We start from the raw sequence: 24,453 nt of genomic DNA on the forward strand, positions 1-24,453 counted from the left end.
ACTCCCCGCAGTCATAACAACAAAAAAGGCCACCCATGGATCTTTTCCACCCAGGCTTCAGCAGTTGGCTGAACGCCCCTGCTCACCAGCAATGGCTCGGCGACGAAGGCCTGCGTCTGCTGGCATTCGCCAAGGCTTCCAGACTGCCCGAAGGTTTCGGCAACCTCGACGAGCGCGGCCGTTTGCCGGCGAACGCGCAGGCCGAAACCATGAATACCGCGCGCATGACCCACAGTTTCGCCATGGCCCACATTCAGGGCTTGCCGGGGTTTGCCGAACTGGTCGATCACGGCATCGCGGCCCTGCGCGGGCCGCTGCGGGATGCGCTGCACGGTGGCTGGTTTGCGGTCGCCGAACATCGCGACGGCAACACCGGCAAGAACGCCTATCTGCATGCTTTCGTTGCGCTCGCAGCCAGTTCTGCGGTGGTTGCGCAACGTCCCGGCGCCCAGGCGCTGCTGGATGATGCGATCGACATCATCGACACCTATTTCTGGAGCGAAGAAGAGGGCGCGATGCGCGAATTCTTCAATCGCGACTGGCGCGAAGAAGAAGCCTATCGCGGCGCCAACAGCAACATGCACGCTACCGAAGCATTCCTCGCGCTGGCCGATGTCACCGAAGACCCGCGCTGGCTGGTGCGTGCGCAACGCATCGTCGAGCGAGTGATTCACGGTCACGCCGCCGCCAATGGCTACATGGTCATCGAACACTTCGACCGCGACTGGCAACCGCTGCGCGAATACAACCGCGACAATCCGGCCGACGGCTTCCGCCCTTACGGCACCACCCCGGGCCACGGTTTCGAGTGGGCGCGGCTGCTGCTGCACCTCGAAGCCGCGCGGGTCCAGGCCGGGATGCTCACGCCCGGTTGGCTGGCGACCGATGCGCAAAAACTCTTCGAGCAGAATTGCCGAAACGGCTGGGACGTCGATGGCGCCCCGGGGATCGTCTACACCCTCGACTGGGACAACAGAGCAGTGGTCCGCCATCGCTTGCACTGGACCCATGCCGAGGCCAGCGCTGCCGCGAGTGCTTTGCTCAAGCGTACCGGCGATGCGCAATACGAAACCTGGTACCGGCGGTTCTGGGAATTCTGCGAGATGTATTTCATCGATCGCTGCGACGGCAGCTGGCATCACGAACTCGATCCGCAAAACCGTCCGAGCGCCGATATCTGGCCGGGCAAACCCGATCTGTACCACGCCTGGCAGGCGGTGCTGATTCCTCGTCTACCCTTGTCACCGAGTATGGCAACGGCTCTGGCGCAATTATCTCGGTCCGTTCCTGTGTAACCATGTGGTGACATTTGCGCGTCCCTTCGTTACCTGCGGGGGGAAACGCCCTGTTTAAACTCCTGTGCAGCGCAAGCACCAGACTTGCATGCATAACAACAAGAAAGGTACATCTCAGATGAATGCGATTTCTCGCCTCGCTACTGTCATTTCTGTCGCCTCCCTGTTCCCGCTCGCAATTCTGCCCCTCAGTGTGTCCGCTGCCGAATCCAAAGGTTCGGTGGAAGTCGTGCACTGGTGGACGTCTGGTGGCGAAAAAGCCGCTGTCGATGTGCTCAAGGCCCAAGTCGAAAAAGACGGCTTTACCTGGAAAGACGGCGCTGTCGCCGGCGGTGGCGGTGCCACGGCCATGACCGTACTGAAAAGTCGTGCGGTTGCCGGCAACCCGCCGGGCGTCGCCCAGATCAAAGGCCCGGACATTCAGGAATGGGCCTCCACCGGTCTGCTCGACACCGACGTCCTGAAAGACGTGGCCAAAGAAGAGAAGTGGGACAGCCTGCTCGACAAGAAAGTCTCCGATACCGTGAAGTACGACGGTGATTATGTGGCCGTACCGGTGAACATTCACCGCGTGAACTGGCTGTGGATCAACCCGGAAGTCTTCAAGAAAGCCGGCATCACCAAGAACCCGACCACCCTCGAAGAATTCTACGCCGCTGGCGACAAGCTCAAGGCTGCGGGCTTCATCCCGCTGGCCCACGGCGGTCAGCCTTGGCAGGACAGCACCGTGTTCGAAGCCGTGGTGCTCTCGGTCATGGGCGTTGATGGTTACAAGAAAGCCCTGGTCGATCTGGACAACAAAGCGCTGACCGGCCCCGAGATGGTCAAGGCGCTGACCGAGCTGAAGAAAGTCGCGACCTACATGGACGTCGACGGCAAAGGCCAGGACTGGAACCTGGAAGCGGCCAAAGTCATCAACGGCAAGGCCGGCATGCAGATCATGGGTGACTGGGCCAAGTCCGAGTGGACTGCCGCCAAGAAAGTCGCCGGCAAGGATTACGAGTGCGTAGCCTTCCCGGGCACCGACAAGGCGTTCACCTACAACATCGACTCCCTGGCGGTGTTCAAGCAGAAAGACAAAGGTACTGCGGCCGGTCAGCAGGACATCGCCAAGGTGGTGCTGGGTGAAAACTTCCAGAAAGTCTTCAGCATCAACAAGGGCTCGATCCCGGTTCGTAACGACATGTTGAACAACATGGACAAACTCGGTTTCGACTCCTGCGCGCAGACCGCTGCCAAGGACTTCCTGGCAGACGCCAAGACGGGCGGCCTGCAGCCGAGCATGGCGCACAACATGGCGACCACGCTGGCGGTGCAGGGCGCGTTCTTTGATGTGGTGACCAACTACATCAACGACCCGAAAGCCGATCCGGCCGATGCGGCCAAGAAGCTGGGCGCGGCGGTTCAGTCGGCCAAATAACTGAAAGCAGGCTCGAACCCTGTGGGAGCGAGCCTGCTCGCGAAGGCGTCATGTCAGTTGCTACATCCGTCGACTGACCCACCGTTTTCGCGAGCAGGCTCGCTCCCACAAGGGATCTCACTGTAGTTTTTATTCCCTGTACTGGATTTCCCCATGAGTTCTGTTGCTGTGTTCAGCAAAGCCTCGCCGTTCGATGCACTGCAGCGCTGGCTACCGAAACTGGTGCTGGCGCCGAGCATGTTCATCGTGCTGGTGGGCTTCTATGGCTACATCCTGTGGACGTTCGTGCTGTCGTTCACCACCTCGACGTTCCTGCCCAACTACAAGTGGGCCGGCCTGGCGCAATACGCCCGGCTGTTCGACAACGATCGCTGGTGGGTCGCGAGCAAGAACCTCGCCGTATTTGGTGGCATGTTCATTGGCATCACCCTGGTGATCGGCGTGCTGCTGGCGGTGTTCCTCGACCAGCGCATCCGTCGCGAAGGCTTTATCCGCACCATTTACCTGTACCCGATGGCGCTCTCGATGATCGTCACCGGTACCGCGTGGAAATGGCTGCTCAACCCGGGCATGGGCCTGGACAAATTGTTGCGTGACTGGGGCTGGGAAGGCTTCCGTCTGGACTGGCTGATCGACCCGGATCGCGTGGTGTACTGCCTGGTGATCGCTGCTGTGTGGCAAGCCTCGGGCTTCATCATGGCAATGTTCCTCGCCGGCCTGCGTGGCGTTGATCAGTCGATCATCCGTGCCGCACAGATCGATGGCGCGAGCATGCCGACCATCTACTGGAAAGTCGTGCTGCCAAGCCTGCGTCCGGTGTTCTTCAGTGCGGTAATGATTCTGGCGCACATCGCGATCAAGAGCTTCGACCTGGTCGCGGCGATGACGGCCGGTGGCCCGGGTTATTCCTCCGACCTGCCAGCGATGTTCATGTACTCCTTCACCTTCAGTCGCGGCCAGATGGGCATGGGCTCGGCCAGTGCGATTCTGATGCTCGGTGCGATTCTCGCGATCATCGTGCCTTACCTGTACTCCGAGCTGAGGACCAAGCGTCATGACTAGTCTTGCTGCCAAACCCGCCTTCAGCCTGAGTCGCGTCGCGATCTACGCGGTGTTGATCCTCGCTGTCCTGCTGTACCTGATTCCGCTGGTGGTGATGCTGCTGACCAGCTTCAAGACCCCGGAAGACATCAGCACCGGCAACCTGCTCAGTTGGCCGACCGTGGTCAGCGGCATCGGCTGGGTCAAGGCCTGGGCCACGGTTGACGGTTACTTCTGGAACTCGATCAAGATCACCGTGCCGGCCGTGGTCATCTCCACCGCCATCGGCGCGCTGAACGGTTACGTACTGTCGATGTGGCGCTTCCGTGGTTCGCAGCTGTTCTTCGGTCTGCTGCTGTTCGGCTGCTTCCTGCCGTTCCAGACCGTGCTGCTGCCAGCGTCGTTCACTCTCGGCAAGATGGGCCTGGCCAGCACCACGACGGGGCTGGTGTTCGTCCACATAGTCTATGGTCTGGCGTTTACTACGCTGTTCTTCCGTAACTACTACGTGAGCATTCCCGATGCGTTGGTGAAAGCTGCGCGTCTGGATGGCGCGGGTTTCTTCACGATTTTCCGGCGGATCATTCTGCCGATGTCGACCCCGATCATCATGGTCTGCCTGATCTGGCAGTTCACCCAGATCTGGAACGACTTCCTGTTCGGTGTGGTGTTCTCCAGCGGTGATTCGCAACCGATCACGGTGGCGCTGAACAACCTGGTCAACACCAGCACCGGGGCCAAGGAATACAACGTGGATATGGCAGCGGCGATGATCGCCGGCCTGCCGACCCTGCTGGTCTATGTGGTCGCAGGCAAGTATTTCGTGCGCGGGCTGACGGCCGGCGCAGTCAAGGGGTAATCATGGCAACGCTCGAACTTCGCAACGTCAACAAGACCTACGGTGCCGGCCTGCCGGACACCCTGAAGAACATCGAACTGTCGATCAAGGACGGTGAGTTCCTGATCCTCGTCGGCCCGTCGGGCTGCGGCAAGTCGACCCTGATGAACTGCATCGCCGGCCTCGAGACCATCACCGGCGGCGCGATCATGATCGGCGACCAGGACGTCAGCGGCATGAGCCCGAAGGATCGCGACATCGCCATGGTGTTCCAGTCCTACGCGCTGTACCCGACCATGAGCGTGCGCGAGAACATCGAGTTCGGTCTGAAGATCCGCAAGATGCCGCAGTCGGCAATCGACGAAGAAGTCGCGCGTGTGGCCAAGCTGCTGCAGATCGAACACCTGCTCAACCGCAAGCCGGGCCAGCTCTCCGGTGGCCAGCAGCAACGTGTGGCGATGGGCCGTGCACTGGCGCGGCGGCCGAAGATCTATCTGTTCGACGAACCGCTGTCCAACCTTGACGCCAAGCTGCGCGTCGAGATGCGCACCGAAATGAAACTGATGCACCAGCGCCTGAAAACCACCACGGTCTACGTGACCCACGACCAGATCGAAGCGATGACCCTGGGCGACAAAGTGGCGGTGATGAAGGACGGTATCATCCAGCAGTTCGGCACGCCGAAAGAGATCTACAACGACCCGGCCAACCTGTTCGTGGCGAGCTTCATCGGTTCGCCGCCGATGAACTTCATTCCGCTGCGCCTGCAACGCAAGGACGGTCGTCTGCTGGCACTGCTCGACAGCGGCCAGGCCCGTTGCGAGTTGCCGATGAGCATGCAGGACGCCGGTCTTGAGGATCGCGAAGTGATCCTCGGCCTGCGCCCGGAACAGATCGTCCTGGCGAGCGGCGAGGGCAATGGTCTGCCGAGCATCAAGGCCGAAGTGCAGGTCACCGAGCCGACCGGTCCGGACACCCTGGTGTTCGTCAACCTGAATGAAACCAAAGTCTGCTGCCGTCTGGCACCGGACGTGGCACCGCAGGTGGGCGAGACCCTGACCCTGCAATTCGATCCGTCGAAAGTGTTGTTGTTCGATGCCAAGACTGGCGAGCGTCTGGGCGTTGCGGGCCAGGCGCAGACCGAAGCGCGGTCGGCAAATGTCGCGCAGTTCAAAGGCCGCTGAAGATCAAAAATGTGGGAGCGGGCTTGCTCGCGAAAACGGAGTGTCGGGCAGCACACATGGCGACTGACATGACGCCTTCGCGAGCAAGCCCGCTCCCACAGGGGAAAAGTGGTGTTCGGCCTGTCGTTCGCCGCACTTTTTATGTAAACCACGTTGGAAAAAAACAGTTAATAACAATAAAGACGAGGATGTAGGGATGAAAAAGAAACACGTCAATGCCCGGTTGATCTGCCAAGTGTCAGCTGCGGCGGCATTGGTGCTGGCCGGCAATGCAATGGCTGACGATGCATTCAGCTCCGATTCGAAATGGATGACCGGCGACTGGGGTGGCGAGCGTACCAAGCTGATCGAGCAGGGTATCGACATCAAGATGGACTATGTCGGTGAAGTTGGCGGCAACCTGCACGGCGGCTATAACGACGACAAGACTGCACGCTACAGCGATCAGTTTGGTCTTGGCGCGGCGCTGGATCTGCAGAAACTGCTCGGCTGGGACAACACCCAGGCGAAGATCCAGCTGACCAATCGTAATGGCGAAAACATCTCCAACGACCGTGTTGGCGATCCGCGTGCCGGCACCTTGTCGTCCTCGCAGGAAGTCTACGGTCGTGGCCACATGGTACGTCTGACCCAGTTGTGGATTCAGCACCAGTTCTTCGACAACAAGCTCGACGTCAAGGCCGGTTACTTCGGCGAAGGCGAAGACTTCAACACCTTCCCGTGCGACTTCCAGAACCTGGCGTTCTGCGGTTCGCAGGTCGGTAACTGGGCGACCAACATCTGGTACAACTGGCCAGTCAGCCAGGCCGCGATCCGCGTCAAGTACAACATCAACGACGAGCTCTACGCGCAGATCGGTGCGTACAACCAGAACCCGTCGCAGCTGGAACACGGCAACGGCTTCAAGCTCAGCGGCAGCGGTACTGCCGGTACCGTATTGCCCGTCGAGCTGGTCTGGTCGCCGAAGGTCAACAGCCTGCCGGGCGAATACCGTATCGGTTACTACAAGAGCACGGCTGACGCCAACGACGTACTTAAAGACGCCAACGGCAACGACGCGGCAACCACCGGTGACGCTTACCGTGTACACAGCAGCAAACACGGCTACTGGTTCGTCGCGCAACAGCAACTCACCAGCCATAACGGTGATGCCTCGCGCGGTCTGAACATTGCGGCCAACGCCACGTTCCACGACAAGGACACCAACTTCATCGATAACTACCAGTCGGTGATGTTTGTCTACAAAGGCCCGTTCGACGCGCGTCCGAAGGATGACGTCGGCATCGGCGCGGCGCGTATCCACGTCAACGACGACGTGAAGAAAAACGCCGAACTGCTGAATGCTTCCAACGGTGTTTCGGACTACGACAATCCGGTGTTCTCGCCGATTCGTGATACCGAATACAACTACGAGATCAACTACGGCTTCCACGTCACCAACTGGCTGACGGTGCGTCCTAACCTGCAATACATCACTCACCCGGGTGGCGTTGATGCCGTGGACAACGCATTGGTCGCTGGCCTGAAAATTCAGTCGGTGTTCTAACGCGTCTGCGATAAGCTCCTCTCAATGTGCGCATATTTGCGGACAGCCAAGGCTGTCCGCTTTTTTTTGCGACACTCGTATACAAGGTTTGTGTCGTACCCATTTGTGGCGAGGGAGCTTGCTCCCGCTCGGCTGCGCAGCAGTCGTAAATCCTGATGATGAGGTTTAAATGACACACCGCAGTGAAAGGTTTCGGGGCCGCTTCGCAGCCCAGCGGGAGCAAGCTCCCTCGCCACAAGAGCAATGTGGATTGTTGAGTACCCCCATGATTTTCAGGACCGTGGCCAATGCATGAGCATCCGCTGCAACGCTTCTTCAAATCCCTGCGCGAACGACCGGTGTTTGCCTGGGAGCGCTATCAGATGCGCGATGTGCTGGTGATCGACCATCCGCTGTGTCAGGCGGTGTTCAGTCGGCAGGGCGCGCAGTTGCTGCACTTTCAGCCACGCGGGCAGAAACCGTGGTTGTGGTGTGCGGCGAAGTGGCCGCACGTTGGCGCCATTCGTGGCGGCGTGCCGGTGTGCTGGCCGTGGTATGGCCGCCATCCGAGCGAAAACGCCTGGCCATCCCATGGCTGGGCACGACTGCTCGACTGGAAGCTGCTCGACAGCAGCAGCGCCGAAGATGGCGTGCGCCTGCACTGGCAATTGCAGTTGTGCGACTGGCAGGTCGACCTGCACGCGCACCTCGGTGAACGCATGGAATTACGCCTGAGCACCGAGCATCAGGACGACATGCCGTGCCAGTTGAGCCAGGCTTTGCACGCTTACTGGCGTATTGGCGATGTCGGTGAGATAGCGCTGTCCGGCCTCGAAGGCGCGCAGGGTTACGACCAGTTGAGCCGCCGGTCCTGCCAGCAGGAAGGCGAGTTGCGCGTCGATGGTGGTTGTCAGCGGGTGTTCCAGCACGACGGCGAATTACAGCTCAAGGATCACGCCTGGCAGCGCGAGTTGTGCATCGATACCGGTGACAGCGGCGACACCGTGGTCTGGCATCCCGGCTCGCGACCGCTGTTGGGCGTGAGTTGGGATGAAGTGACGGAGTTTGTCTGTGTCGAAGCGGCGGCGGGGGGCACCGACAGCCTGCATCTGGCGCCGGGAGAGAAGGCGCACTTGAGTTTGCAGGCGTGGGCGGCGGCTTGAGTGCGTCAAGTTCACCGCTACCCTCACCCTAGCCCTCTCCCGGAGGGAGAGGGGACCGATCGGGGGATGCTGAAGAATTACGCCGAAATGAAAGAGCGGTGCTGAATCCATAATCGACTGGATATTTCAGGTCGATGTATAGCGCAAGACACCTCGGTCAGCTCCCTCTCCCTCGGGGAGAGGGCTGGGGTGAGGGTTGGCTTTTAAGCTTTCAATGACTCAGTTGAACTCGTCACCCACCGGATACCGGCTCGCATTCAAGCTCTCTTTGATCTTGCGCAGATGCGGTTGGAAATCCACCCCACGGCGCAAGGTCATCCCCGTCGCCAATACATCCAGCACGGTCAGCTGAATGATCCGCGAGGTCATCGGCATATAGATGTCGGTGTCTTCCGGCAGCGGAATGTTCAGGCTCAGGGTGCTGGCCTTGGCCAGCGGCGAATTCTCGGCGGTCAGGCCCAGCACCGAAGCGCCGTTCTCCCGGGCGATGCGCGCCACTTCCACCAGCTCGCGGGTACGGCCGGTGTAGGAAATGATCACGAACAGCTCACCGGTGTGCGCCACCGAAGCAATCATCCGCTGCATCAGCACATCCGCATGGGCGGTGACGGCGAGGTTGAAACGGAAGAACTTGTGCTGCGCATCCAGCGCCACCGGCGCCGAAGCACCGAGGCCGAAGAAGTGGATCTGCCGGGCCTGAATCAACAGGTCGACGGCGCGGCTGATCAGGTTCGGATCGAGCGCCTGACAAGCACTGTCGAGCGAGGCGATGGCGCTGCCGAAAATCTTCTGCGTGTAGGCCTCGGGATTGTCATCGGCCTCCACCGCACGGCTGACATACGCCGCGCCGCTGGCCAGGCTCTGCGCCAGTTGCAGCTTGAGTTCGGGGTAGCCGCTGACACCGAACGAACGGCAGAAACGGTTGACCGTCGGCTCGCTCACCTTTGCTGCCTGGGCGAGGGCGGCGATGCTGAAGCGGGTGGCCTGCTGCGGGTTGAGCAGGATCACCTCGGCGACTTTGCGTTCGGCCTTGTTCAGCTCTTCAAGGCGACTCTGGATCTGTTCCAGTAAATTTCGCACGCGGTCCATATGGAATTCCTAATTCACCTGCGCAAAGGTGCGCCGGGCTATGCAAATTGGGCCTTTGATATGGCCCGTAACGGTGGCCTATCCTACTGATGGCTCCGACCGACCACCACTCGGAATCTGTATTTTGCGAAAATGTTGTGGTTATTACTACATTTTCCCTTGAGTGATGCCTTGAAAAAAGGTATTTGTAGCTTAACTTGATAAAAGAACAAACATCATGCCTTCGATTACGGTTGAACCGTGCACCTTTGCCTTGTTCGGCGCTCTGGGCGATCTGGCCCTGCGCAAGCTGTTTCCTGCCCTTTATCACCTCGATGGCGCCGACCTGTTGCACGAAGACACGCGCATCATCGCGCTGGCCCGTGAACCCGGTTCCGAGCAGCAGCACATGGCGTTCATCGCCGCCGAATTGCGCCGTTACGTCGGCAAAGAGCTGGACGAGGCCGTGGCCGAGCGCTTTCTGGCGCGCCTGAGCTACCTGCACGTCGACTTCCTCAAGGCTGAAGACTATGTGGCGCTGGCCGAAGCCGCCGGCACCACGCAACGCATGATTGCCTACTTCGCCACACCGGCAGCGGTGTACGGCGCGATCTGCGAGAACCTGGCGAAAGTCGGTCTGGCAGAAAACACCCGTGTGGTGCTGGAAAAGCCGATCGGCTCCGATCTGGAATCCTCGCGCAAAGTGAACGACGCCGTGGCGCAGTTCTTCCCGGAGAACCGCACCTACCGCATCGACCACTACCTGGGCAAGGAGACCGTCCAGAACCTGATCGCCCTGCGTTTCGCCAACAGCCTGTTCGAAACCCAGTGGAACCAGAATTACATTTCCCACGTGGAAATCACCGTGGCCGAGAAGGTCGGCATCGAAGGCCGTTGGGGCTATTTCGACAAGGCCGGCCAACTGCGCGACATGATCCAGAATCACCTGTTGCAGCTGCTGTGCCTGATCGCCATGGACCCGCCGGCCGACCTGTCCGCCGATAGCATCCGTGACGAAAAGGTCAAAGTGCTCAAGGCGCTGGCACCGATCAGCCCGGAAGGCCTGACCACTCAGGTGGTGCGCGGTCAGTACATCGCCGGGCACAGCGAAGGCAAATCCGTTCCGGGTTACCTCGAAGAACCGAATTCCAACACCCAGAGCGACACCGAAACCTTCGTCGCCCTGCGTGCCGACATCCGCAACTGGCGCTGGGCCGGCGTGCCGTTCTACCTGCGTACCGGCAAGCGCATGCCACAGAAGCTGTCGCAGATTGTCATCCACTTCAAGGAACCGTCGCACTACATCTTTGCGCCGGAACAGCGCCTGCAGATCAGCAACAAACTGATCATCCGTCTGCAACCGGACGAAGGCATTTCCTTGCGTGTGATGACCAAGGAGCAGGGCCTGGACAAAGGCATGCAACTGCGCAGCGGGCCGCTGCAACTGAATTTCTCCGACACCTGGCGCAGCGCACGGATCCCCGATGCCTACGAGCGGTTGTTGCTGGAAGTGATGAACGGCAATCAGAACCTGTTTGTCCGTAAAGATGAAATCGAAGCCGCGTGGAAGTGGTGTGACCAGTTGATCGCCGGCTGGAAAAAATCCGGTGACGCGCCCAAGCCGTATGCGGCCGGGTCGTGGGGGCCGATGAGCTCGATTGCACTGATCACGCGGGACGGGAGGTCGTGGTATGGCGATATCTGATGTGAAACTGCCTGCGGGCGTGCACGCTCACCCATTCAAGAGCCCGGTGCTGTTGGCTGAAGGTCTGGCGCTGAACGTCGCCAAGCAACTGAGCGATGCCATCGCTGCACGCGGCAACGCGGTGCTGGTGGTCTCTGGCGGTCGCAGTCCGGTGGCGTTTTTCCAGCACCTGGCCAAGCAGGAGCTGGACTGGTCGAAGGTCGTCGTGACCCTTGCCGACGAGCGCTGGGTGCCGGTGGAGCATGCCGACAGCAATGCCGGCCTGCTCAAGCAGTATCTGCTCAAAGGGCCGGCGGCCAAGGCAACGTTCTTAAGCCTTTATAGCGCGGCGGCCAACGTCGAGCAGGCTGCGGAGCACGCCGATCGGCTGCTGGCCGAGTTGCCGCCGATCGACGTGCTGGTGCTGGGCATGGGTGATGACGGTCACACCGCGTCGCTGTTCCCCGACAGTCCGAACCTGACCGAAGCCTTGCAGATTGACGGCACCCGTCGCTGCTGGCCGATGCTGGCGCCGAGCGTGCCGCGTCAACGCCTGACCATGAGCCGCGCGCTGCTGGCTTCGGCAAAGCACAAGATTCTGTCGATTTCCGGTCAGTCGAAACTGACCACCCTGAATGCCGCGCTGGCATCCGACGACGTCGCGGCCATGCCGGTACGCGCGTTTCTGCAACCTACGTTAGAGATTTACTGGTGCCCATGAGCCAAGGATCAGCCGCTATGAAAAATCCATCCCCGACCGTTTCCATGGCGGACAAAGTTGCCCTGATCGACAGCCTCTGCGCCAAGGCGCGGATCCTGCCAGTGATCACCATCGCCCGTGAACAGGACGTGCTGCCATTGGCCGACGCGCTGGCCGCCGGTGGCCTGACCGCGCTGGAAGTGACCCTGCGCTCGCAGTTCGGGCTCAAGGCGATCCAGATCCTGCGTGAGCAGCGTCCGGAGCTGGTGACCGGTGCCGGCACCGTACTGGATCGCAACATGCTCGCGGCGGCGGAAGCGGCGGGTTCGCAGTTCATCGTCACCCCGGGCATCACCCGTGACCTGCTCGAAGCCAGCGTCGACAGCCCGATTCCGCTGTTGCCCGGCATCAGCAACGCCTCCGGCATCATGGAAGGCTATGGCCTGGGCTATCGCCGCTTCAAGCTGTTCCCGGCGGAAGTCAGCGGCGGCGTGGCAGCCATCAAGGCCCTCGGCGGCCCGTTCGGCGAAGTGAAATTCTGCCCGACCGGTGGCGTCGGCCCGGCCAACATCAAGAGTTACATGGCGCTGAAAAACGTCATGTGCGTGGGCGGCAGCTGGATGCTCGATCCCGAGTGGATCAAGAACGGCGATTGGGCGCGCATTCAGGAATGCACCGCCGAGGCCCTGGCGCTGCTGGACTAAACGCTTTACCTGACACTTCGTTGTGTGTTCTACGGCTTTACGGTGCGCTTGGTCGGTGCACCGTTTTTTTTGCCCCGAGAAATGGCGCGATACATAGTTACCGCACTGCGGCGCTCGTGCGCCGTTAATCTGCGTTCTCTTATGGAAGAGAGAACGCGTCATGGAACGAGATACTTCAACCGCACCGTCATCATCGATCTATCAGTTGGCCCCCGAACAGATCGCCGGGCCGTATTTTCGCAATCCAAAACTGCTGCGTCGCAACATCAGCGAAGGCGCCGAAGGGCTGCCCTTGCTGTTGCGCCTGAGCATCGTCGACGCGATGACCGGCGAGCCGGTGAGCGGGGCGCTGGTGGACATCTGGCACTGCAATGCACGAGGCGCCTATTCGGGTTGGAGCCGGATCAATCCGGATCTGGAGGTCGATTCCGATGCCATCGGCTCAGTGCCGCGTACCGACGATGACACCTACCTGCGCGGCAGCCAGTTCTGCGATCAACAGGGACGGGCACGATTCACCACGATCTATCCGGGGTTCTATGCCGGGCGAGCGCTGCACATTCATGTGGCAGTGCGCATTGTCGCCGGCACTGAATATCTTGCGGAGCGTAACGTGGCCTGGGTCGGCCAGCTGTATTTCCCCGAAGTGGTGTCACGCGCGGTGCTCAATGCCCGGGACTATCGCGGGCGTGCCTCGGCACCCTTGAACAACGCCGATGACAGCTACTACAGCAACATGGGCGGCGAAGATTCGACGCTGACCGTGTGGCCGATCGGCCGAGACTCTCACGAGGACGGTTTCTTCGGCCACCTGACTATCGGCATCGACACCTTTGCCGCCTCGTCGCAGATCAAACCCGAGGACTTCGACAAGTACACTGTGTGAGCGATCAGCGCAGTTCGTTGAGCGCGCGGGTCAGCAACTGCATGTCATCGGCGGTGGTGGTCAGTCCCGGGGTGATGCGGATGCTCGGCCCGCTCGCTGCGCCGTTGCGCACCACAGTGAACAGGTTGTACTCGTTGAGCAGGCGCTCGACCATTGCCTGTTGATCGGCGTGGCGAGTGAAACGCATCGAGGTGATCCCGCAATACAGGCGCGGATCGTCCGGGGTCATGACCTCGATCCCTGGCAAGTGCCGCACCGCGCTGACCCACAGGTTGCGCAGGTAATTGAGCCGTGCGCCTTTGGCTGCGGCGCCCCCGAGTGAACGGTGCTCCTCGAATACCAGCGGCAGGGTCATCAGTGCCGGAATGTTCGGCGTGCTGTACGGTGTGCGCGCGCGGATATCGCTGGCGGGGAAGTGCATTTCGCCCATGTCCGGGTCGATGTCGGCCAGCCGCTGTGGCGCGATGTACAGAAAGCCCAGGGTCAGCGGTGCGCCGATCCACTTGTGCAGGTTGAAGCCGGCGAAGGCGATGCCCATTGCTTCGAGATTGAAGTCGATCTGGCCGAGGGCGTGAGCGCCGTCGAGGATGATGTCCACGCCGTGTTGTTTCGCCAGCGCGGCGATGGCCTGCACCGGCATCACCAGCCCGGTGCGGTGGGTGACGTGGGTCAGGGCCATCAGTTTGAGTTTCGGATAGCGGATGAAGGTTTCGCGGTAGCTGTCCAGCAGACTGTCGAAACTGGCCGGATGCGCATGGTTGATCTCGATCACATCGACGCCGCGATGCCGCGCCAGCCAGCGCATGGCGCCTTTGACGGTGTCGTATTCCAGGTCGCTGATCAGCACCTGATCGCCGGGTATCAGGCGATTGTAATTACGGATCAGCGACTGCAGCGCATCGCTGGCGTTGCGGGTGAAGGCCACGCTCTGCGCGCGCACGCCGATCAACTCGGCCAGTTGCGCACGGATGTCGAGGCTGTCGTACTGTTCAAAACGTTGGCGCACATACACCGAGTTGCTGGTGTTGATCATTTCGATGTTGCGCTGGTAGTCCTCGATCACCGTGCGCGACATGCGTCCGAAGTAACCGTTCTCCAGGTTCAGCGGGCCGGTTTGCGCTTCGTAGCGATCGGCGAAGGTTTGCCAGAAAGCTTCGTCACGGGCGCGGCGGGTGTTGTCAGGCATGGTCGAGGCTCTAGGGGAGGAGGGCGCTTCAGTGGCGCGGGGCAGGTTTGCCGTGTTTGGCGCGTAGCGGTTCGAGCAGGTCCGACAGGCCGTTATGGTCGATTTCCTGCATCAGCGCCAGCAGTCCGCCGAGTTCGCCGTGAGGAAAGCCTTCGCGGGCAAACCAGTTCAGATAAGGCCCTGGCAGGTCGGCAATGATCCGGCCCTTGTACTTGCCGAAGGGCATTTCACGGGTGATCAGTAGTTCAAGCTTTTCAGGATTCATCAGTGGCAATCATCTGGGGTCGAAACAGTCTGGAAAATACAGGCATTCTGCATGCAGGCCAAATGACAGTTCATGCAAATAACCGTGATAAAGATAGTTCAACTATCTTTAAGTTATTGATTTTTAAGTGATATTTATTGTTGAAAAAGCTGGCACGCACACTGCAATAACCCTTGCATCTTCAACCAACCGCAAGGAATTGAAAAATGACTGACATGAATAAAGAAGCCATCTCTGTACTGAACGACCTGATCGAAACCTGCAAAGACGGTCAGGAAGGGTTCAAGACTTGCGCTGAAGACATCAAGCATCCAGAACTGAAAACCCTGTTCGTGACCCGCTCCGCCGACTGCGCCACTGCCGCTGCCGAGCTGCAGGCCGAGGTTCGTAAACTGGGCGGTGATCCGGAAACTTCCACCAGCGTCAGCGGTGACCTGCACCGTCGCTGGGTCGACGTCAAAGCCATGTTCACCGGCAAAGATGAAGAAGCGGTGCTCAACGAAGCCGAGCGCGGTGAAGACCATGCGCTGAAGGCTTATCGTGAAGCCATCGAGAAAATCAACAAGCACGGCTTGGTCGGCATCCGTGACCTGGTTGAGCGTCAGTACCACGGCGTACAACGCAATCACGACCAGGTGAAAGCCCTGCGTAACCAGGCTCGCGCTCGTTCGTAAGCCACGCTGAAAAAACTGTGGGAGCGGGCTTGCTCGCGAAAGCTCTGTGTCATGCAACGATGATGTTGCTGACATAACCGCTTCGCGAGCAAGCCCGCTCCCACTTTTTTTTTGTGTACCTGATGATCAGCCGATGCTGATCGCCGGCAGAGTCGGCAGGGTCACGGTCTGTTGTTTACGCGGCGCCAGAATTTCGGCCTCGCCATCCACTACCAATTCATCACGCTGGTTGAACACGCGAGTGGCGATGCGCACGCGAAACTTCGGCAGCTTTTCAAGAATTTCCAGGCGCACGGTCAGGGTGTCGCCAATTTTTACTGGCTTCTGAAAGCTCATCTGCTGACCGATGTAGATGGTGCCCGGCCCAGGCAGTTCGCACGCCACTGCCGCGCTGATCAACGCACCGCTGAACATACCGTGGGCGATACGCTCCTTGAACATGCTGGCCGCGGCGAACTCGGCATCCAGGTGCACCGGGTTGTGGTCGCCCGACATCGCGGCGAACAGCTGAATGTCGCGCTCTTCGACGGTCTTGCTATAGCTGGCGGTCTGGCCGACTTCGAGGGCTTCGTAAGGGATGTTGGTAACCTGGGTCATCGGTCTTGATTCCTGTGACGGATTAAAGTGAATCCACAAAAAGATTATTCGCTGCGTTGAGGGCGACGATGGCTCAAGGCCTGTTTGATCCAGGCCAGCACATCGGCAATCACTTCGTCGCGATTGGTTTCATTGAACAATTCGTGCCGCGCCTGCGGGTAGATCTGCAGTTGCAGGTTCTGGCTGCCGGCCGACCGCAACGCCTCGGCCAGATCTGTCAGACGCTTGCCTTCGCTCACCGGATCACATTCACCGCCGATTACCAGCAGCGGCAGGCCCGGGTCGATCTGGGCGAGATTGGACGCTTTGCTGATCTGCTGCAAGCCACCGAGCAAGTCGATCCATAACTGATTGGTGCAGCGAAAGCCGCACAGCGGATCGGCGACGTACTTGTCGACCTCGACCGGGTCGCGGCTCAGCCAGTCGAACGGCGTGCGCGCCGGTTTGAATTTTTTGTTGAACGAACCGAACGACAACCATTCGATCAGCGCACTGCGACCCTTGCCGCCCTGGCGCAGTTTCTCGAAACGGGCGATCTGCCGCGCCGCACCGTACAACGCCACTGGCTGGAAATTCGAACCGCTGAGAATCGCCCCGTGCAGACTGGCGCTGTGATGCAGCAGGTAACCCTGAGCGATGTAGCTGCCCATGCTGTGCCCGAGCAGAATGATCGGCACGTCGGGATGCTGCTGGCCGATATGCTGATTGAGGCTGGCCAGATCGCCAATCACCTTGCACCAGCCGTCGTCATCGGCGAAATGCCCGAGGGTCCCGTGTTCGGCGGTCTTGCCATGGCCGCGCAGATCCGGGGCGTACACACCGTAGCCTTGTTCACAGAACGCATTTGCCAGCCGTTCATAGCGAGCACTGTGTTCGGCCATGCCGTGGGCCAGCAGGATCAGCGCTTTCACGGGCGCGGCGGGCAGCCACTGGTTGACGAACAGGCGGCTGCGGTCACTCGCGTCCAGCCAGAAGGCGTGGTGGATCATGGCAATTCCTTTTATCGAGCGGTAACGGCCCGCAGTCGTAGCATTGTATAGCGCGTCCGATCAGCTCACGCCACGGCAGGAAGATTCATACGATCAATGACGACTACGCCCATATTTGCCTCACTGGCCATAGCTGCTAGTGTCCGTGAAGCTCCGCTTTTTGCTTTCTGCCCTTTAGGGGGCGGCGCGAAACCACAGAAAAGCGGCTCCCGGATCGATTCAGGTAAAGAGGACAAGAACAATGCAACCTGATTTCTGGAATGACAAACGCCCCGCCGGCGTACCACTGGACATCGACATGGGCGAGTTCAAGTCGGTGATCGAGGTGTTTGAGCGTTCCTGCAAGAAGTTCGCGGACCGTCCGGCCTTCAGCAACATGGGCGTGACCCTGACCTACGCGGAAATCGAGCGCCACAGCGCAGCGTTCGCCGGTTACCTGCAAGCCCACACCGATCTGGTGCCGGGGGATCGCATCGCGGTGCAGATGCCCAATGTGCTGCAGTATCCGATTGCCGTGTTCGGCGCCTTGCGCGCCGGGCTGATCGTAGTCAATACCAACCCGCTGTATACCGCGCGCGAGATGCGCCACCAGTTCAAGGACTCCGGTGCCCGTGCGCTGGTGTACCTGAACATGTTCGGGCAGAAGGTCCAGGAAGTGCTGCCGGACACTGACATTCAATACCTGATCGAAGCGAAGATGGGCGACCTGATGCCCACCGCCAAGGGCTGGCTGGTCAACACCGTGGTCAGCAAAGTGAAGAAAATGGTCCCGGCCTATTCGCTGCCCCAGGCCATCTCGTTCAAGAGTGCGCTGCGCCTGGGGCGTGGTCTGGGGATCAAGCCGCTGAAAGTCGGTCTCGACGACATCGCCGTGTTGCAATACACCGGCGGCACCACCGGCCTGGCCAAGGGCGCGATGCTGACCCACGGCAACCTCGTGGCGAACATGCAACAAGTGCGCGCGTGTCTTGCGCAACTGGGGCCTGACGGTCAGCCACTGCTGCGCGAAGGGCAGGAGGTGATGGTGGCGCCGCTGCCGCTGTACCACATCTATGCCTTCACCGCGAATTGCATGTGCATGATGGTGTCCGGCAACCACAACGTGCTGATCACCAATCCGCGAGACATCGCAGGCTTCATCAAGGAACTGAAGAACTGGCGTTTCTCGGCGTTGCTCGGCCTGAATACGTTGTTCGTCGCGCTGATGGATCACCCGGACTTCAAGACCCTGGACTTCTCCAGCCTCAAGCTGACCAACTCCGGCGGTACTGCGCTGGTCAAGGCCACCGCCGAGCGCTGGGAGCAGATCACCGGTTGCCGCATCACCGAAGGTTACGGCCTGACCGAAACCTCGCCGGTGGCCTGTACCAACCCGTATGGCGACCAGTCGCGCCTGGGCACGGTCGGTCTGCCGGTGCCGGGTACGCTGCTGAAAGTCATCGATGATGAGGGTGTCGAACAGCCGATGGGCGAGCGCGGCGAGTTGTGCATCAAAGGCCCGCAGATCATGAAAGGCTACTGGCACAAACCCGAAGCCACCGCCGAAGTGCTGGATGCCGAGGGCTGGTTCAAGTCCGGTGATATCGCGGTGATCGACCCGGACGGTTTCGTGCGCATCGTCGACCGCAAGAAGGACATGATCATCGTCTCCGGTTTCAACGTTTACCCCAACGAGATCGAAGACGTGGTCATGGCCCACCCGAAAGTCGCCAACTGCGCGGTGATCGGCGTGCCGGACGAGCGTTCGGGCGAGGCGGTGAAACTGTTTGTGGTGGCGCGGGAAACCGGGATCAGCCTTGAGGAGCTGAAGGCGTACTGCAAAGAGAATTTCACCGCTTACAAAGTGCCGAAACACATCGTATTGCGTGAGTCGTTGCCGATGACACCGGTCGGGAAGATTCTGCGGCGGGAGTTGCGCGATATCGCCTGATCGGTGAATGGCCGCGCGTTGCGCGGATCGCGGGCAAGCCACGCTCCCACAGGGATCTCCATCAACCTTGTGGGATCGGGCTTGCCCGCGATGCTTTTTGGGCGGTGAAGGCCCGGAAAACCGGGGCTTTCAGGCTGGTATAGGATTTTTGCTCTAAAATGACTGTTAGAAAGTCTTGAGTCATTAAAGTGACCATGAAGGCCGCTTTTGGCTCTAGTCGGCCCTCGGCAAAGCTGCTACTCTCGGCGCGCTTTGTGACTTCTCGGCCTGTATGAAAGCCAGATTCACCAATACAAAACACACACCAATAATAATCGCATCAAATGCGGTGAAGAATTCGCGTTGCTGAGGAGTGGGCTTCCATGATCGAAGACTTTTGGAAGGATAAATACCCGGCTGGAATTGCTGCCGACATCAATCCAGACGAGTACCCGAATATTCAGGCAGTGTTGAAGCAATCCTGCCAACGCTTCGCCAACAAACCGGCTTTCAGCAACCTGGGCAAGACAATCACCTACGGTGAACTGTACGAATTGTCCGGTGCATTTGCCGCGTATCTGCAACAGCATACCGACTTGCAGCCCGGTGATCGAATCGCCGTGCAACTGCCCAACGTTCTGCAGTACCCGGTCGCCGTCTTCGGTGCAATCCGCGCCGGCCTGATCGTGGTCAACACCAACCCGCTGTACACCGCGCGGGAAATGGAACACCAATTCAATGACTCCGGCGCCAAAGCCCTGGTGTGCCTGGCCAACATGGCGCACCTGGCGGAAGCCGTGGTGCCGAAAACCGGCGTCAAACACGTCATCGTCACCGAAGTCGCCGACCTGCTGCCGCCGGTCAAGCGCCTGCTGATCAACAGCGTGATCAAGTACGTGAAGAAGATGGTGCCGGCCTATCACCTGCCCAAAGCCGTCAAGTTCAACGACGTGCTGAGCAAGGGCCAGGGCCAACCGGTGGCCGAAGCCAACCCGCACAGCAGTGATGTCGCGGTGCTGCAATACACCGGCGGCACCACCGGCGTGGCCAAGGGCGCGATGCTGACCCATCGCAACCTCGTCGCCAACATGCTGCAGTGCAAGGCGCTGATGGGCTCCAACCTCAATGAAGGCTGCGAGATCCTGATCACCCCGCTGCCGCTGTACCACATCTATGCGTTCACCTTTCATTGCATGGCGATGATGCTGATCGGCAACCACAACATCCTGATCAGCAACCCGCGCGACCTGCCGGCGATGGTCAAGGAACTGTCGAAGTGGAAGTTCAGCGGTTTCGTCGGCCTCAACACGCTGTTCGTCGCGCTGTGCAACAACGAAGGTTTCCGCAAGCTGGATTTCTCCAATCTGAAAGTCACCCTGTCCGGCGGCATGGCCCTGCAACTGGCCGCGGCCGAGCGCTGGAAAGCGGTGACCGGTTGCTCGATCTGCGAAGGTTACGGCATGACCGAAACCAGCCCGGTGGCCACGGTCAACCCGATCCAGAACATCCAGATCGGCACCATCGGCATTCCGGTGCCGTCGACCCTGTGCAAAGTCATCGACGATGCCGGTGTCGAGCAGCCAATGGGCGAAATCGGCGAGCTGTGCGTCAAGGGCCCGCAAGTGATGAAGGGCTACTGGCAGCGTCAGGAAGCCACCGATGAGATCCTCGACAGCGAAGGCTGGTTGAAGACCGGTGACATCGCGCTGATCCAGCCCGATGGCTACATGCGCATTGTCGATCGCAAGAAAGACATGATCCTGGTCTCCGGTTTCAACGTTTACCCGAACGAGCTGGAAGACGTGCTGGCAACCCTGCCGGGCGTGTTGCAGTGCGCGGCCATCGGCGTGCCGGACGAGAAGTCGGGTGAAGCGATCAAGATTTTCATCGTGGCCAAGCCGGGCGTGACCCTGACCAAGGAAACCGTCATGGAGCACATGCGCGCCAACGTCACCGGTTACAAGGTGCCGCGTTCGGTGGAATTCCGCGATGCGCTGCCGACCACCAACGTCGGCAAGATCCTGCGCCGCGAGTTGCGTGACGAAGAGCTGAAGAAGATCAAGGCCAAGTCCGCCGCCTAAAGCAAAAAGCCCCGCAAATGCGGGGCTTTTTGTTGGAATAGGTGGTGAATTTGTAGTGACTGTGATGCCGCCTTCGCGAGCAAGCCCGCTCCCACATTCAACCGCGTTCCTCCAGTTGGAATACAGTCAAATGTGGGAGCGGGCTTGCTCGCGAAGCTTTTCGGTTACTGCCGGAACGGCGCGAAGTTCACGTTGGTCCCCGTCGGGCGCATGTCCTGCAGATACGAATCCTTGTCCGCACTCAATTCCAGGCTCAACGCGGCCTTGCGCTTGCCTTCGTTGCGAATCACCAGACCTTCGAGCTTTTCCCGCAGGAACACCGTCGGCACTTTCAGGTGCAGCAGTTCGTCGGTGGCCGGGGTGTGCATCAGCAGGTGAATCCACTCGTATTGACCGACGGCCAGGCGCGAGACCGGCAGGTCGAACCACCAGATGTTGCGGTTGCGGTTCAGTTCGGCGAAGTGACAGTTGTTGGTGCCGAGCACAGCGCCGCCCAGTTCCTGGTTGCGACGGGCAATGGCCTGCTTTTTATCGAGTTTCATAACATTCCTGCGGGATCTGATCGTTGGCGCGCGGCGCCCATAGGTGCGCATTCTCGGGGCTTGAAGGGCAAACATAAAGCCCAACCTGCATTGCACGACGAAATGAACAGCAAAAATAAATGAAACTCGTGGCAAACCTGCCCGGTCAATCATTACGTACTGACTTTTCCCCCTAATTGCACCAAGGAGAAACACCATGAGTAGCACAGGCGATAAAGTAAAAGGCATGGCCAACGAAGCAGTCGGCAACGTCAAGCAAGGCGTCGGTAAAGCCACCGACAACACCAAGCTGCAAGCCGAAGGCAAGGTTCAAGAGAAAAAAGGCGAAGCCCAGCAAGCAGTCGGCAAAGCCAAAGACGCCATCAAAAAAGGTGTCGACAAGGCGTAATCCAGCCTTGAACGCAACACATGAGCGGCCATCCAGGGATGGCCGTTCTTGTGTCAAAAGCTTGCGCGAGCCACCAAGGGTCGCCAAGTGAGCTACCTTGATGTAAAAAACCGCCCCTGAGTCGCCACGACTTCAACCTGTAATGCGGCGAAAGGAGACGCGAATGATTTTTCCGGACATGAAAGGTCTGCCACTGCACCGGGTGATGGTGCGCACGGTGACTGAATTCATCGATGACGAGATGTCGACCTACGCCTCGGCACTGGCCTACCAGATGCTGTTCTCGCTGTTCCCGTTCATTCTGTTCCTGATTGCCCTGATCGGTTTCCTGCACCTGCCGGACTTCTTCACCTGGCTGCGTCTGCAATCGGAACTGGTGCTGCCACCGCAGGCGCTGGAACAGGTCAACCCGGTCATCGATCAGCTGCAGCAGTCCAAGGGCGGCTTGCTCTCGATCGGTATCGTCATCGCCCTGTACACGGCATCTGCCGGCGTGCGGCTGATGATGAGCGCGATGAACGCCGCTTACGACGTGGTCGAGGGCCGGCCGATCTGGAAGCGTTTTCCGCTGTCGGTGTTCTACACCGTCGGCATTGCCGGCATGTTGCTGGTGGCGGCCGCACTGATGGTGCTCGGGCCGCAAGTGATGGGCTGGATTGCCGCGCAGGTGGGCCTTGAAGATTTCATTGTCACCGTGTGGACGATTGCCCGCTGGCCAGTGATCGTGATTCTGATGATGGTCGCCGTGGCCCTGATCTACTACGTGATGCCCGACGTCAAACAGGAATTCCGCTTCATCACCCCAGGCTCGGTGCTGGCGGTGGTGGTGTGGATCGTGGCTTCGTTGGGGTTCGCGTTCTACGTCAAAACCTTCGCCAACTACAACGCGATGTATGGCAGCATCGGCGCGATCATCGTGCTGTTGCTGTATTTCTATATTTCCGCCGCCGTGCTGCTGCTTGGGGCGGAGATGAACGCGGTGATCGAACACATGTCCAGCGAGGGCAAGAACGAGGGCGAGAAAGTCCCCGGCGAACTCGATGAACATCCCAAACAACACGTTTCAGGGCTTGGGCGCGACCAGTCGCTGAAACCGAATACCGACGAAGTCTGATCATGATCCGTGAAATCTTGAAAATGGGCGATGAACGCCTTCTGCGCATCGCTCCGCCGGTGCCCCCGGAAATGTTCGACAGCCCCGAGCTGTGGCAACTGATCGATGACATGTTCCAGACCATGGAAAGTGTCGGAGGCGTCGGCCTGGCCGCGCCGCAGATCGGCGTCGACCTGCAACTGGTGATCTTCGGTTTCGAACACAGCGAACGCTACCCGGACGCCGAAGCAGTGCCGCAGACGATTCTGATCAATCCGCTGATCACGCCATTGAGTCCGCTGACGGAAGAGGGCTTCGAAGGCTGCCTGTCGGTACCCGGCCTGCGTGGCGCGGTGGATCGCTATCAGCAGATTCGCTACGAAGGGTTCGATCCCAAGGGCGAACCGATCGTGCGCGTGGCGTCAGGCTTTCATGCGCGGGTGGTGCAGCACGAGTGCGATCATCTGATCGGTCGCTTGTATCCGTCGCGGATTACCGATTTCAGCAAGTTCGGGTTTACCGAGGTAATGTTCCCGGATCTCGATCCCACAGCCGACGACTGATCCTGAGAACACCTCTATCCCAATGTGGGAGCGGGCTTGCTCGCGAAGGCGTCGTATCAGTCAATTGATGCAGCGACTGACACGACGCCTTCGCGAGCAAGCCCGCTCCCACAATTGATTTTTATGGTTCCAGCCCCATCGCAATCATCGGCTTGCTCCGCGCATACCGGCTCAACCGTTCGGCCAGTGCGTAGGGCAGGGCGGGATCGAAACTGAAACCGCGCCGCTCGTAAAATCCGCGCAAGTCCGGATGACAGAACAGCCACACCGGCTCCTGCAAATCCTTCACCGCCGCCGTGATCAACTCTCCGGCGATCCCTTGCTCACGGCAACCCGGATCAACAAACAACCCGGTCAACCAGTACCCGCCCGCCACCGGCCGCAAGCACAATGCGGCGACGATGTCCTCGCGACGGGCCACCCACAACTGCGCGTCGCGCACCGCCTTCATCGACGATTGGTGGCTGCGGTAAAACTTGTTCATCAACGGCCACAAAGGCTCGTCGAGCAGGACGTATCGGGTATCGGGCATGGGATCGGACTGGCGGCGGGCAAAGCGCCGATTATAAAAGAACGCGCGCCGCGCGATAGGTGTATACCTGAGCCTACATCCCTGTGAGTGGAGTACGCATCATGTCCAAAGGTATGGATTCAAAGA

The 24,453-nt window shown here is 59.7% G+C and carries 24 protein-coding genes; 17 read left to right on the top strand and 7 right to left on the bottom strand.

Going from position 1 to position 24,453, the window contains the following annotated elements:
* Nucleotides 1-35 precede the first annotated feature (35 nt).
* The 7 genes from M0814_RS07985 (at nt 36) to M0814_RS08015 (ending at nt 8,466) form a co-directional block, all read left to right on the top strand.
* Nucleotides 36-1,295, top strand: a complete 1,260-nt coding sequence (locus M0814_RS07985) for an AGE family epimerase/isomerase (RefSeq protein ID WP_003227456.1) — start codon at nt 36-38, stop codon at nt 1,293-1,295.
* A 118-nt stretch (nt 1,296-1,413) separates the two neighbouring features.
* Nucleotides 1,414-2,715, top strand: coding sequence for an ABC transporter substrate-binding protein (locus tag M0814_RS07990; protein ID WP_003227454.1), 1,302 nt, complete (start codon nt 1,414-1,416; stop codon nt 2,713-2,715).
* 153 nt (nt 2,716-2,868) lie between these two features.
* On the top strand, nt 2,869-3,777 hold the full coding sequence (locus M0814_RS07995; RefSeq protein WP_003227452.1) for a sugar ABC transporter permease: 909 nt from the start codon (nt 2,869-2,871) through the stop codon (nt 3,775-3,777).
* Complete coding sequence (locus tag M0814_RS08000) at nt 3,770-4,615, top strand: carbohydrate ABC transporter permease (protein ID WP_003227450.1); 846 nt, start codon at nt 3,770-3,772, stop codon at nt 4,613-4,615. The genes M0814_RS07995 and M0814_RS08000 overlap by 8 nt, the downstream gene beginning before the upstream one ends.
* Nucleotides 4,616-4,617: 2 nt before the next feature.
* Complete coding sequence (ugpC, locus tag M0814_RS08005; RefSeq protein WP_003227447.1) at nt 4,618-5,778, top strand: sn-glycerol-3-phosphate ABC transporter ATP-binding protein UgpC; 1,161 nt, start codon at nt 4,618-4,620, stop codon at nt 5,776-5,778.
* A 196-nt stretch (nt 5,779-5,974) separates the two neighbouring features.
* On the top strand, nt 5,975-7,324 hold the full coding sequence (locus tag M0814_RS08010; protein ID WP_103486264.1) for a carbohydrate porin: 1,350 nt from the start codon (nt 5,975-5,977) through the stop codon (nt 7,322-7,324).
* A gap of 287 nt (nt 7,325-7,611) precedes the next feature.
* Nucleotides 7,612-8,466 (top strand): D-hexose-6-phosphate mutarotase, encoded by an 855-nt coding sequence (locus M0814_RS08015; RefSeq protein WP_003227443.1) that lies wholly within the window; start codon nt 7,612-7,614, stop codon nt 8,464-8,466.
* 219 nt (nt 8,467-8,685) lie between these two features.
* On the opposite strand, the gene M0814_RS08020 is transcribed toward M0814_RS08015, so the two are convergent.
* A complete protein-coding gene (locus M0814_RS08020; RefSeq protein WP_169432688.1) occupies nt 8,686-9,546 on the bottom strand; it encodes a MurR/RpiR family transcriptional regulator in 861 nt (286 codons plus the stop codon).
* Between the two features lie 226 nt (nt 9,547-9,772).
* On the opposite strand from M0814_RS08020, the gene zwf reads away from it, so the two are divergent.
* The 4 genes from zwf (at nt 9,773) to M0814_RS08040 (ending at nt 13,508) form a co-directional block, all read left to right on the top strand.
* Nucleotides 9,773-11,239 carry a glucose-6-phosphate dehydrogenase gene (zwf, locus tag M0814_RS08025; protein ID WP_003227440.1) on the top strand — a complete coding sequence of 489 codons (1,467 nt, stop codon included), beginning with the start codon at nt 9,773-9,775 and terminating at the stop codon, nt 11,237-11,239.
* Nucleotides 11,226-11,939 carry a 6-phosphogluconolactonase gene (pgl, locus tag M0814_RS08030; protein ID WP_003227435.1) on the top strand — a complete coding sequence of 238 codons (714 nt, stop codon included), beginning with the start codon at nt 11,226-11,228 and terminating at the stop codon, nt 11,937-11,939. The genes zwf and pgl overlap by 14 nt, the downstream gene beginning before the upstream one ends.
* Before the next feature lie 17 nt (nt 11,940-11,956).
* Nucleotides 11,957-12,622, top strand: coding sequence for a bifunctional 4-hydroxy-2-oxoglutarate aldolase/2-dehydro-3-deoxy-phosphogluconate aldolase (locus M0814_RS08035; protein ID WP_003227433.1), 666 nt, complete (start codon nt 11,957-11,959; stop codon nt 12,620-12,622).
* Nucleotides 12,623-12,782: 160 nt separating this feature from the next.
* On the top strand, nt 12,783-13,508 hold the full coding sequence (locus M0814_RS08040; protein ID WP_003227430.1) for an intradiol ring-cleavage dioxygenase: 726 nt from the start codon (nt 12,783-12,785) through the stop codon (nt 13,506-13,508).
* Between the two features lie 4 nt (nt 13,509-13,512).
* Here M0814_RS08040 and M0814_RS08045 read toward each other — a convergent pair whose 3' ends face one another.
* Together M0814_RS08045 and M0814_RS08050 are read right to left on the bottom strand one after the other, a co-directional pair.
* Nucleotides 13,513-14,694, bottom strand: a complete 1,182-nt coding sequence (locus tag M0814_RS08045) for an aminotransferase class V-fold PLP-dependent enzyme (protein ID WP_003227427.1) — start codon at nt 14,692-14,694, stop codon at nt 13,513-13,515.
* Between the two features lie 28 nt (nt 14,695-14,722).
* Nucleotides 14,723-14,959 (bottom strand): DUF3820 family protein, encoded by a 237-nt coding sequence (locus tag M0814_RS08050; protein ID WP_003227425.1) that lies wholly within the window; start codon nt 14,957-14,959, stop codon nt 14,723-14,725.
* A 206-nt stretch (nt 14,960-15,165) separates the two neighbouring features.
* Between M0814_RS08050 and M0814_RS08055 the strand changes: the two genes are divergently transcribed.
* Entirely contained in the window at nt 15,166-15,633 is a 468-nt protein-coding gene (locus tag M0814_RS08055) for a PA2169 family four-helix-bundle protein (RefSeq protein ID WP_003227422.1), read from the top strand.
* 126 nt (nt 15,634-15,759) lie between these two features.
* Here the strand turns inward: M0814_RS08055 and M0814_RS08060 are convergent, their stop codons facing one another.
* Together M0814_RS08060 and M0814_RS08065 are read right to left on the bottom strand one after the other, a co-directional pair.
* On the bottom strand, nt 15,760-16,230 hold the full coding sequence (locus M0814_RS08060; protein WP_003227420.1) for a MaoC family dehydratase: 471 nt from the start codon (nt 16,228-16,230) through the stop codon (nt 15,760-15,762).
* A gap of 44 nt (nt 16,231-16,274) precedes the next feature.
* Nucleotides 16,275-17,219 carry an alpha/beta hydrolase gene (locus tag M0814_RS08065; RefSeq protein WP_103486263.1) on the bottom strand — a complete coding sequence of 315 codons (945 nt, stop codon included), beginning with the start codon at nt 17,217-17,219 and terminating at the stop codon, nt 16,275-16,277.
* 241 nt (nt 17,220-17,460) lie between these two features.
* Here M0814_RS08065 and fadD2 point away from each other — a divergent pair, with 241 nt between their 5' ends.
* Nucleotides 17,461-19,149 carry a long-chain-fatty-acid--CoA ligase FadD2 gene (gene fadD2, locus M0814_RS08070; protein WP_103486262.1) on the top strand — a complete coding sequence of 563 codons (1,689 nt, stop codon included), beginning with the start codon at nt 17,461-17,463 and terminating at the stop codon, nt 19,147-19,149.
* A 362-nt stretch (nt 19,150-19,511) separates the two neighbouring features.
* Complete coding sequence (gene fadD1, locus M0814_RS08075; RefSeq protein WP_003227414.1) at nt 19,512-21,209, top strand: long-chain-fatty-acid--CoA ligase FadD1; 1,698 nt, start codon at nt 19,512-19,514, stop codon at nt 21,207-21,209.
* A gap of 164 nt (nt 21,210-21,373) precedes the next feature.
* Here fadD1 and M0814_RS08080 read toward each other — a convergent pair whose 3' ends face one another.
* Nucleotides 21,374-21,751: a hypothetical protein gene (locus M0814_RS08080; RefSeq protein WP_003227412.1), complete on the bottom strand. Its 378-nt coding sequence runs from the start codon at nt 21,749-21,751 to the stop codon at nt 21,374-21,376.
* Nucleotides 21,752-21,947: 196 nt separating this feature from the next.
* On the opposite strand from M0814_RS08080, the gene M0814_RS08085 reads away from it, so the two are divergent.
* From M0814_RS08085 to def, 3 genes are all read left to right on the top strand, one after another.
* Nucleotides 21,948-22,139, top strand: coding sequence for a CsbD family protein (locus tag M0814_RS08085; protein WP_003227408.1), 192 nt, complete (start codon nt 21,948-21,950; stop codon nt 22,137-22,139).
* A gap of 163 nt (nt 22,140-22,302) precedes the next feature.
* Nucleotides 22,303-23,253 carry a YihY/virulence factor BrkB family protein gene (locus M0814_RS08090; RefSeq protein WP_003227406.1) on the top strand — a complete coding sequence of 317 codons (951 nt, stop codon included), beginning with the start codon at nt 22,303-22,305 and terminating at the stop codon, nt 23,251-23,253.
* Between the two features lie 2 nt (nt 23,254-23,255).
* A complete protein-coding gene (gene def, locus M0814_RS08095) occupies nt 23,256-23,795 on the top strand; it encodes a peptide deformylase (RefSeq protein WP_003227403.1) in 540 nt (179 codons plus the stop codon).
* A gap of 121 nt (nt 23,796-23,916) precedes the next feature.
* On the opposite strand, the gene M0814_RS08100 is transcribed toward def, so the two are convergent.
* On the bottom strand, nt 23,917-24,327 hold the full coding sequence (locus M0814_RS08100) for a GNAT family N-acetyltransferase (protein WP_098965232.1): 411 nt from the start codon (nt 24,325-24,327) through the stop codon (nt 23,917-23,919).
* Nucleotides 24,328-24,453: the final 126 nt, after the last annotated feature.

This window comes from Pseudomonas sp. MWU12-2020 (assembly GCF_023100605.1).
Taxonomy (GTDB): domain Bacteria; phylum Pseudomonadota; class Gammaproteobacteria; order Pseudomonadales; family Pseudomonadaceae; genus Aquipseudomonas; species Aquipseudomonas fluorescens_H.

Coding starts and splice junctions, on each gene's coding strand:
- M0814_RS07985 (WP_003227456.1), top strand. CDS start 36: ATGGATCTTTTCCACCCAGGCTTCAGCAGTTGGCTGAACGCCCCTGCT.
- M0814_RS07990 (WP_003227454.1), top strand. CDS start 1,414: ATGAATGCGATTTCTCGCCTCGCTACTGTCATTTCTGTCGCCTCCCTG.
- M0814_RS07995 (WP_003227452.1), top strand. CDS start 2,869: ATGAGTTCTGTTGCTGTGTTCAGCAAAGCCTCGCCGTTCGATGCACTG.
- M0814_RS08000 (WP_003227450.1), top strand. CDS start 3,770: ATGACTAGTCTTGCTGCCAAACCCGCCTTCAGCCTGAGTCGCGTCGCG.
- ugpC (WP_003227447.1), top strand. CDS start 4,618: ATGGCAACGCTCGAACTTCGCAACGTCAACAAGACCTACGGTGCCGGC.
- M0814_RS08010 (WP_103486264.1), top strand. CDS start 5,975: ATGAAAAAGAAACACGTCAATGCCCGGTTGATCTGCCAAGTGTCAGCT.
- M0814_RS08015 (WP_003227443.1), top strand. CDS start 7,612: ATGCATGAGCATCCGCTGCAACGCTTCTTCAAATCCCTGCGCGAACGA.
- zwf (WP_003227440.1), top strand. CDS start 9,773: ATGCCTTCGATTACGGTTGAACCGTGCACCTTTGCCTTGTTCGGCGCT.
- pgl (WP_003227435.1), top strand. CDS start 11,226: ATGGCGATATCTGATGTGAAACTGCCTGCGGGCGTGCACGCTCACCCA.
- M0814_RS08035 (WP_003227433.1), top strand. CDS start 11,957: ATGAAAAATCCATCCCCGACCGTTTCCATGGCGGACAAAGTTGCCCTG.
- M0814_RS08040 (WP_003227430.1), top strand. CDS start 12,783: ATGGAACGAGATACTTCAACCGCACCGTCATCATCGATCTATCAGTTG.
- M0814_RS08045 (WP_003227427.1), bottom strand. CDS start 14,694: ATGCCTGACAACACCCGCCGCGCCCGTGACGAAGCTTTCTGGCAAACC.
- M0814_RS08050 (WP_003227425.1), bottom strand. CDS start 14,959: ATGAATCCTGAAAAGCTTGAACTACTGATCACCCGTGAAATGCCCTTC.
- M0814_RS08055 (WP_003227422.1), top strand. CDS start 15,166: ATGACTGACATGAATAAAGAAGCCATCTCTGTACTGAACGACCTGATC.
- M0814_RS08060 (WP_003227420.1), bottom strand. CDS start 16,230: ATGACCCAGGTTACCAACATCCCTTACGAAGCCCTCGAAGTCGGCCAG.
- M0814_RS08065 (WP_103486263.1), bottom strand. CDS start 17,219: ATGATCCACCACGCCTTCTGGCTGGACGCGAGTGACCGCAGCCGCCTG.
- fadD2 (WP_103486262.1), top strand. CDS start 17,461: ATGCAACCTGATTTCTGGAATGACAAACGCCCCGCCGGCGTACCACTG.
- fadD1 (WP_003227414.1), top strand. CDS start 19,512: ATGATCGAAGACTTTTGGAAGGATAAATACCCGGCTGGAATTGCTGCC.
- M0814_RS08080 (WP_003227412.1), bottom strand. CDS start 21,751: ATGAAACTCGATAAAAAGCAGGCCATTGCCCGTCGCAACCAGGAACTG.
- M0814_RS08085 (WP_003227408.1), top strand. CDS start 21,948: ATGAGTAGCACAGGCGATAAAGTAAAAGGCATGGCCAACGAAGCAGTC.
- M0814_RS08090 (WP_003227406.1), top strand. CDS start 22,303: ATGATTTTTCCGGACATGAAAGGTCTGCCACTGCACCGGGTGATGGTG.
- def (WP_003227403.1), top strand. CDS start 23,256: ATGATCCGTGAAATCTTGAAAATGGGCGATGAACGCCTTCTGCGCATC.
- M0814_RS08100 (WP_098965232.1), bottom strand. CDS start 24,327: ATGCCCGATACCCGATACGTCCTGCTCGACGAGCCTTTGTGGCCGTTG.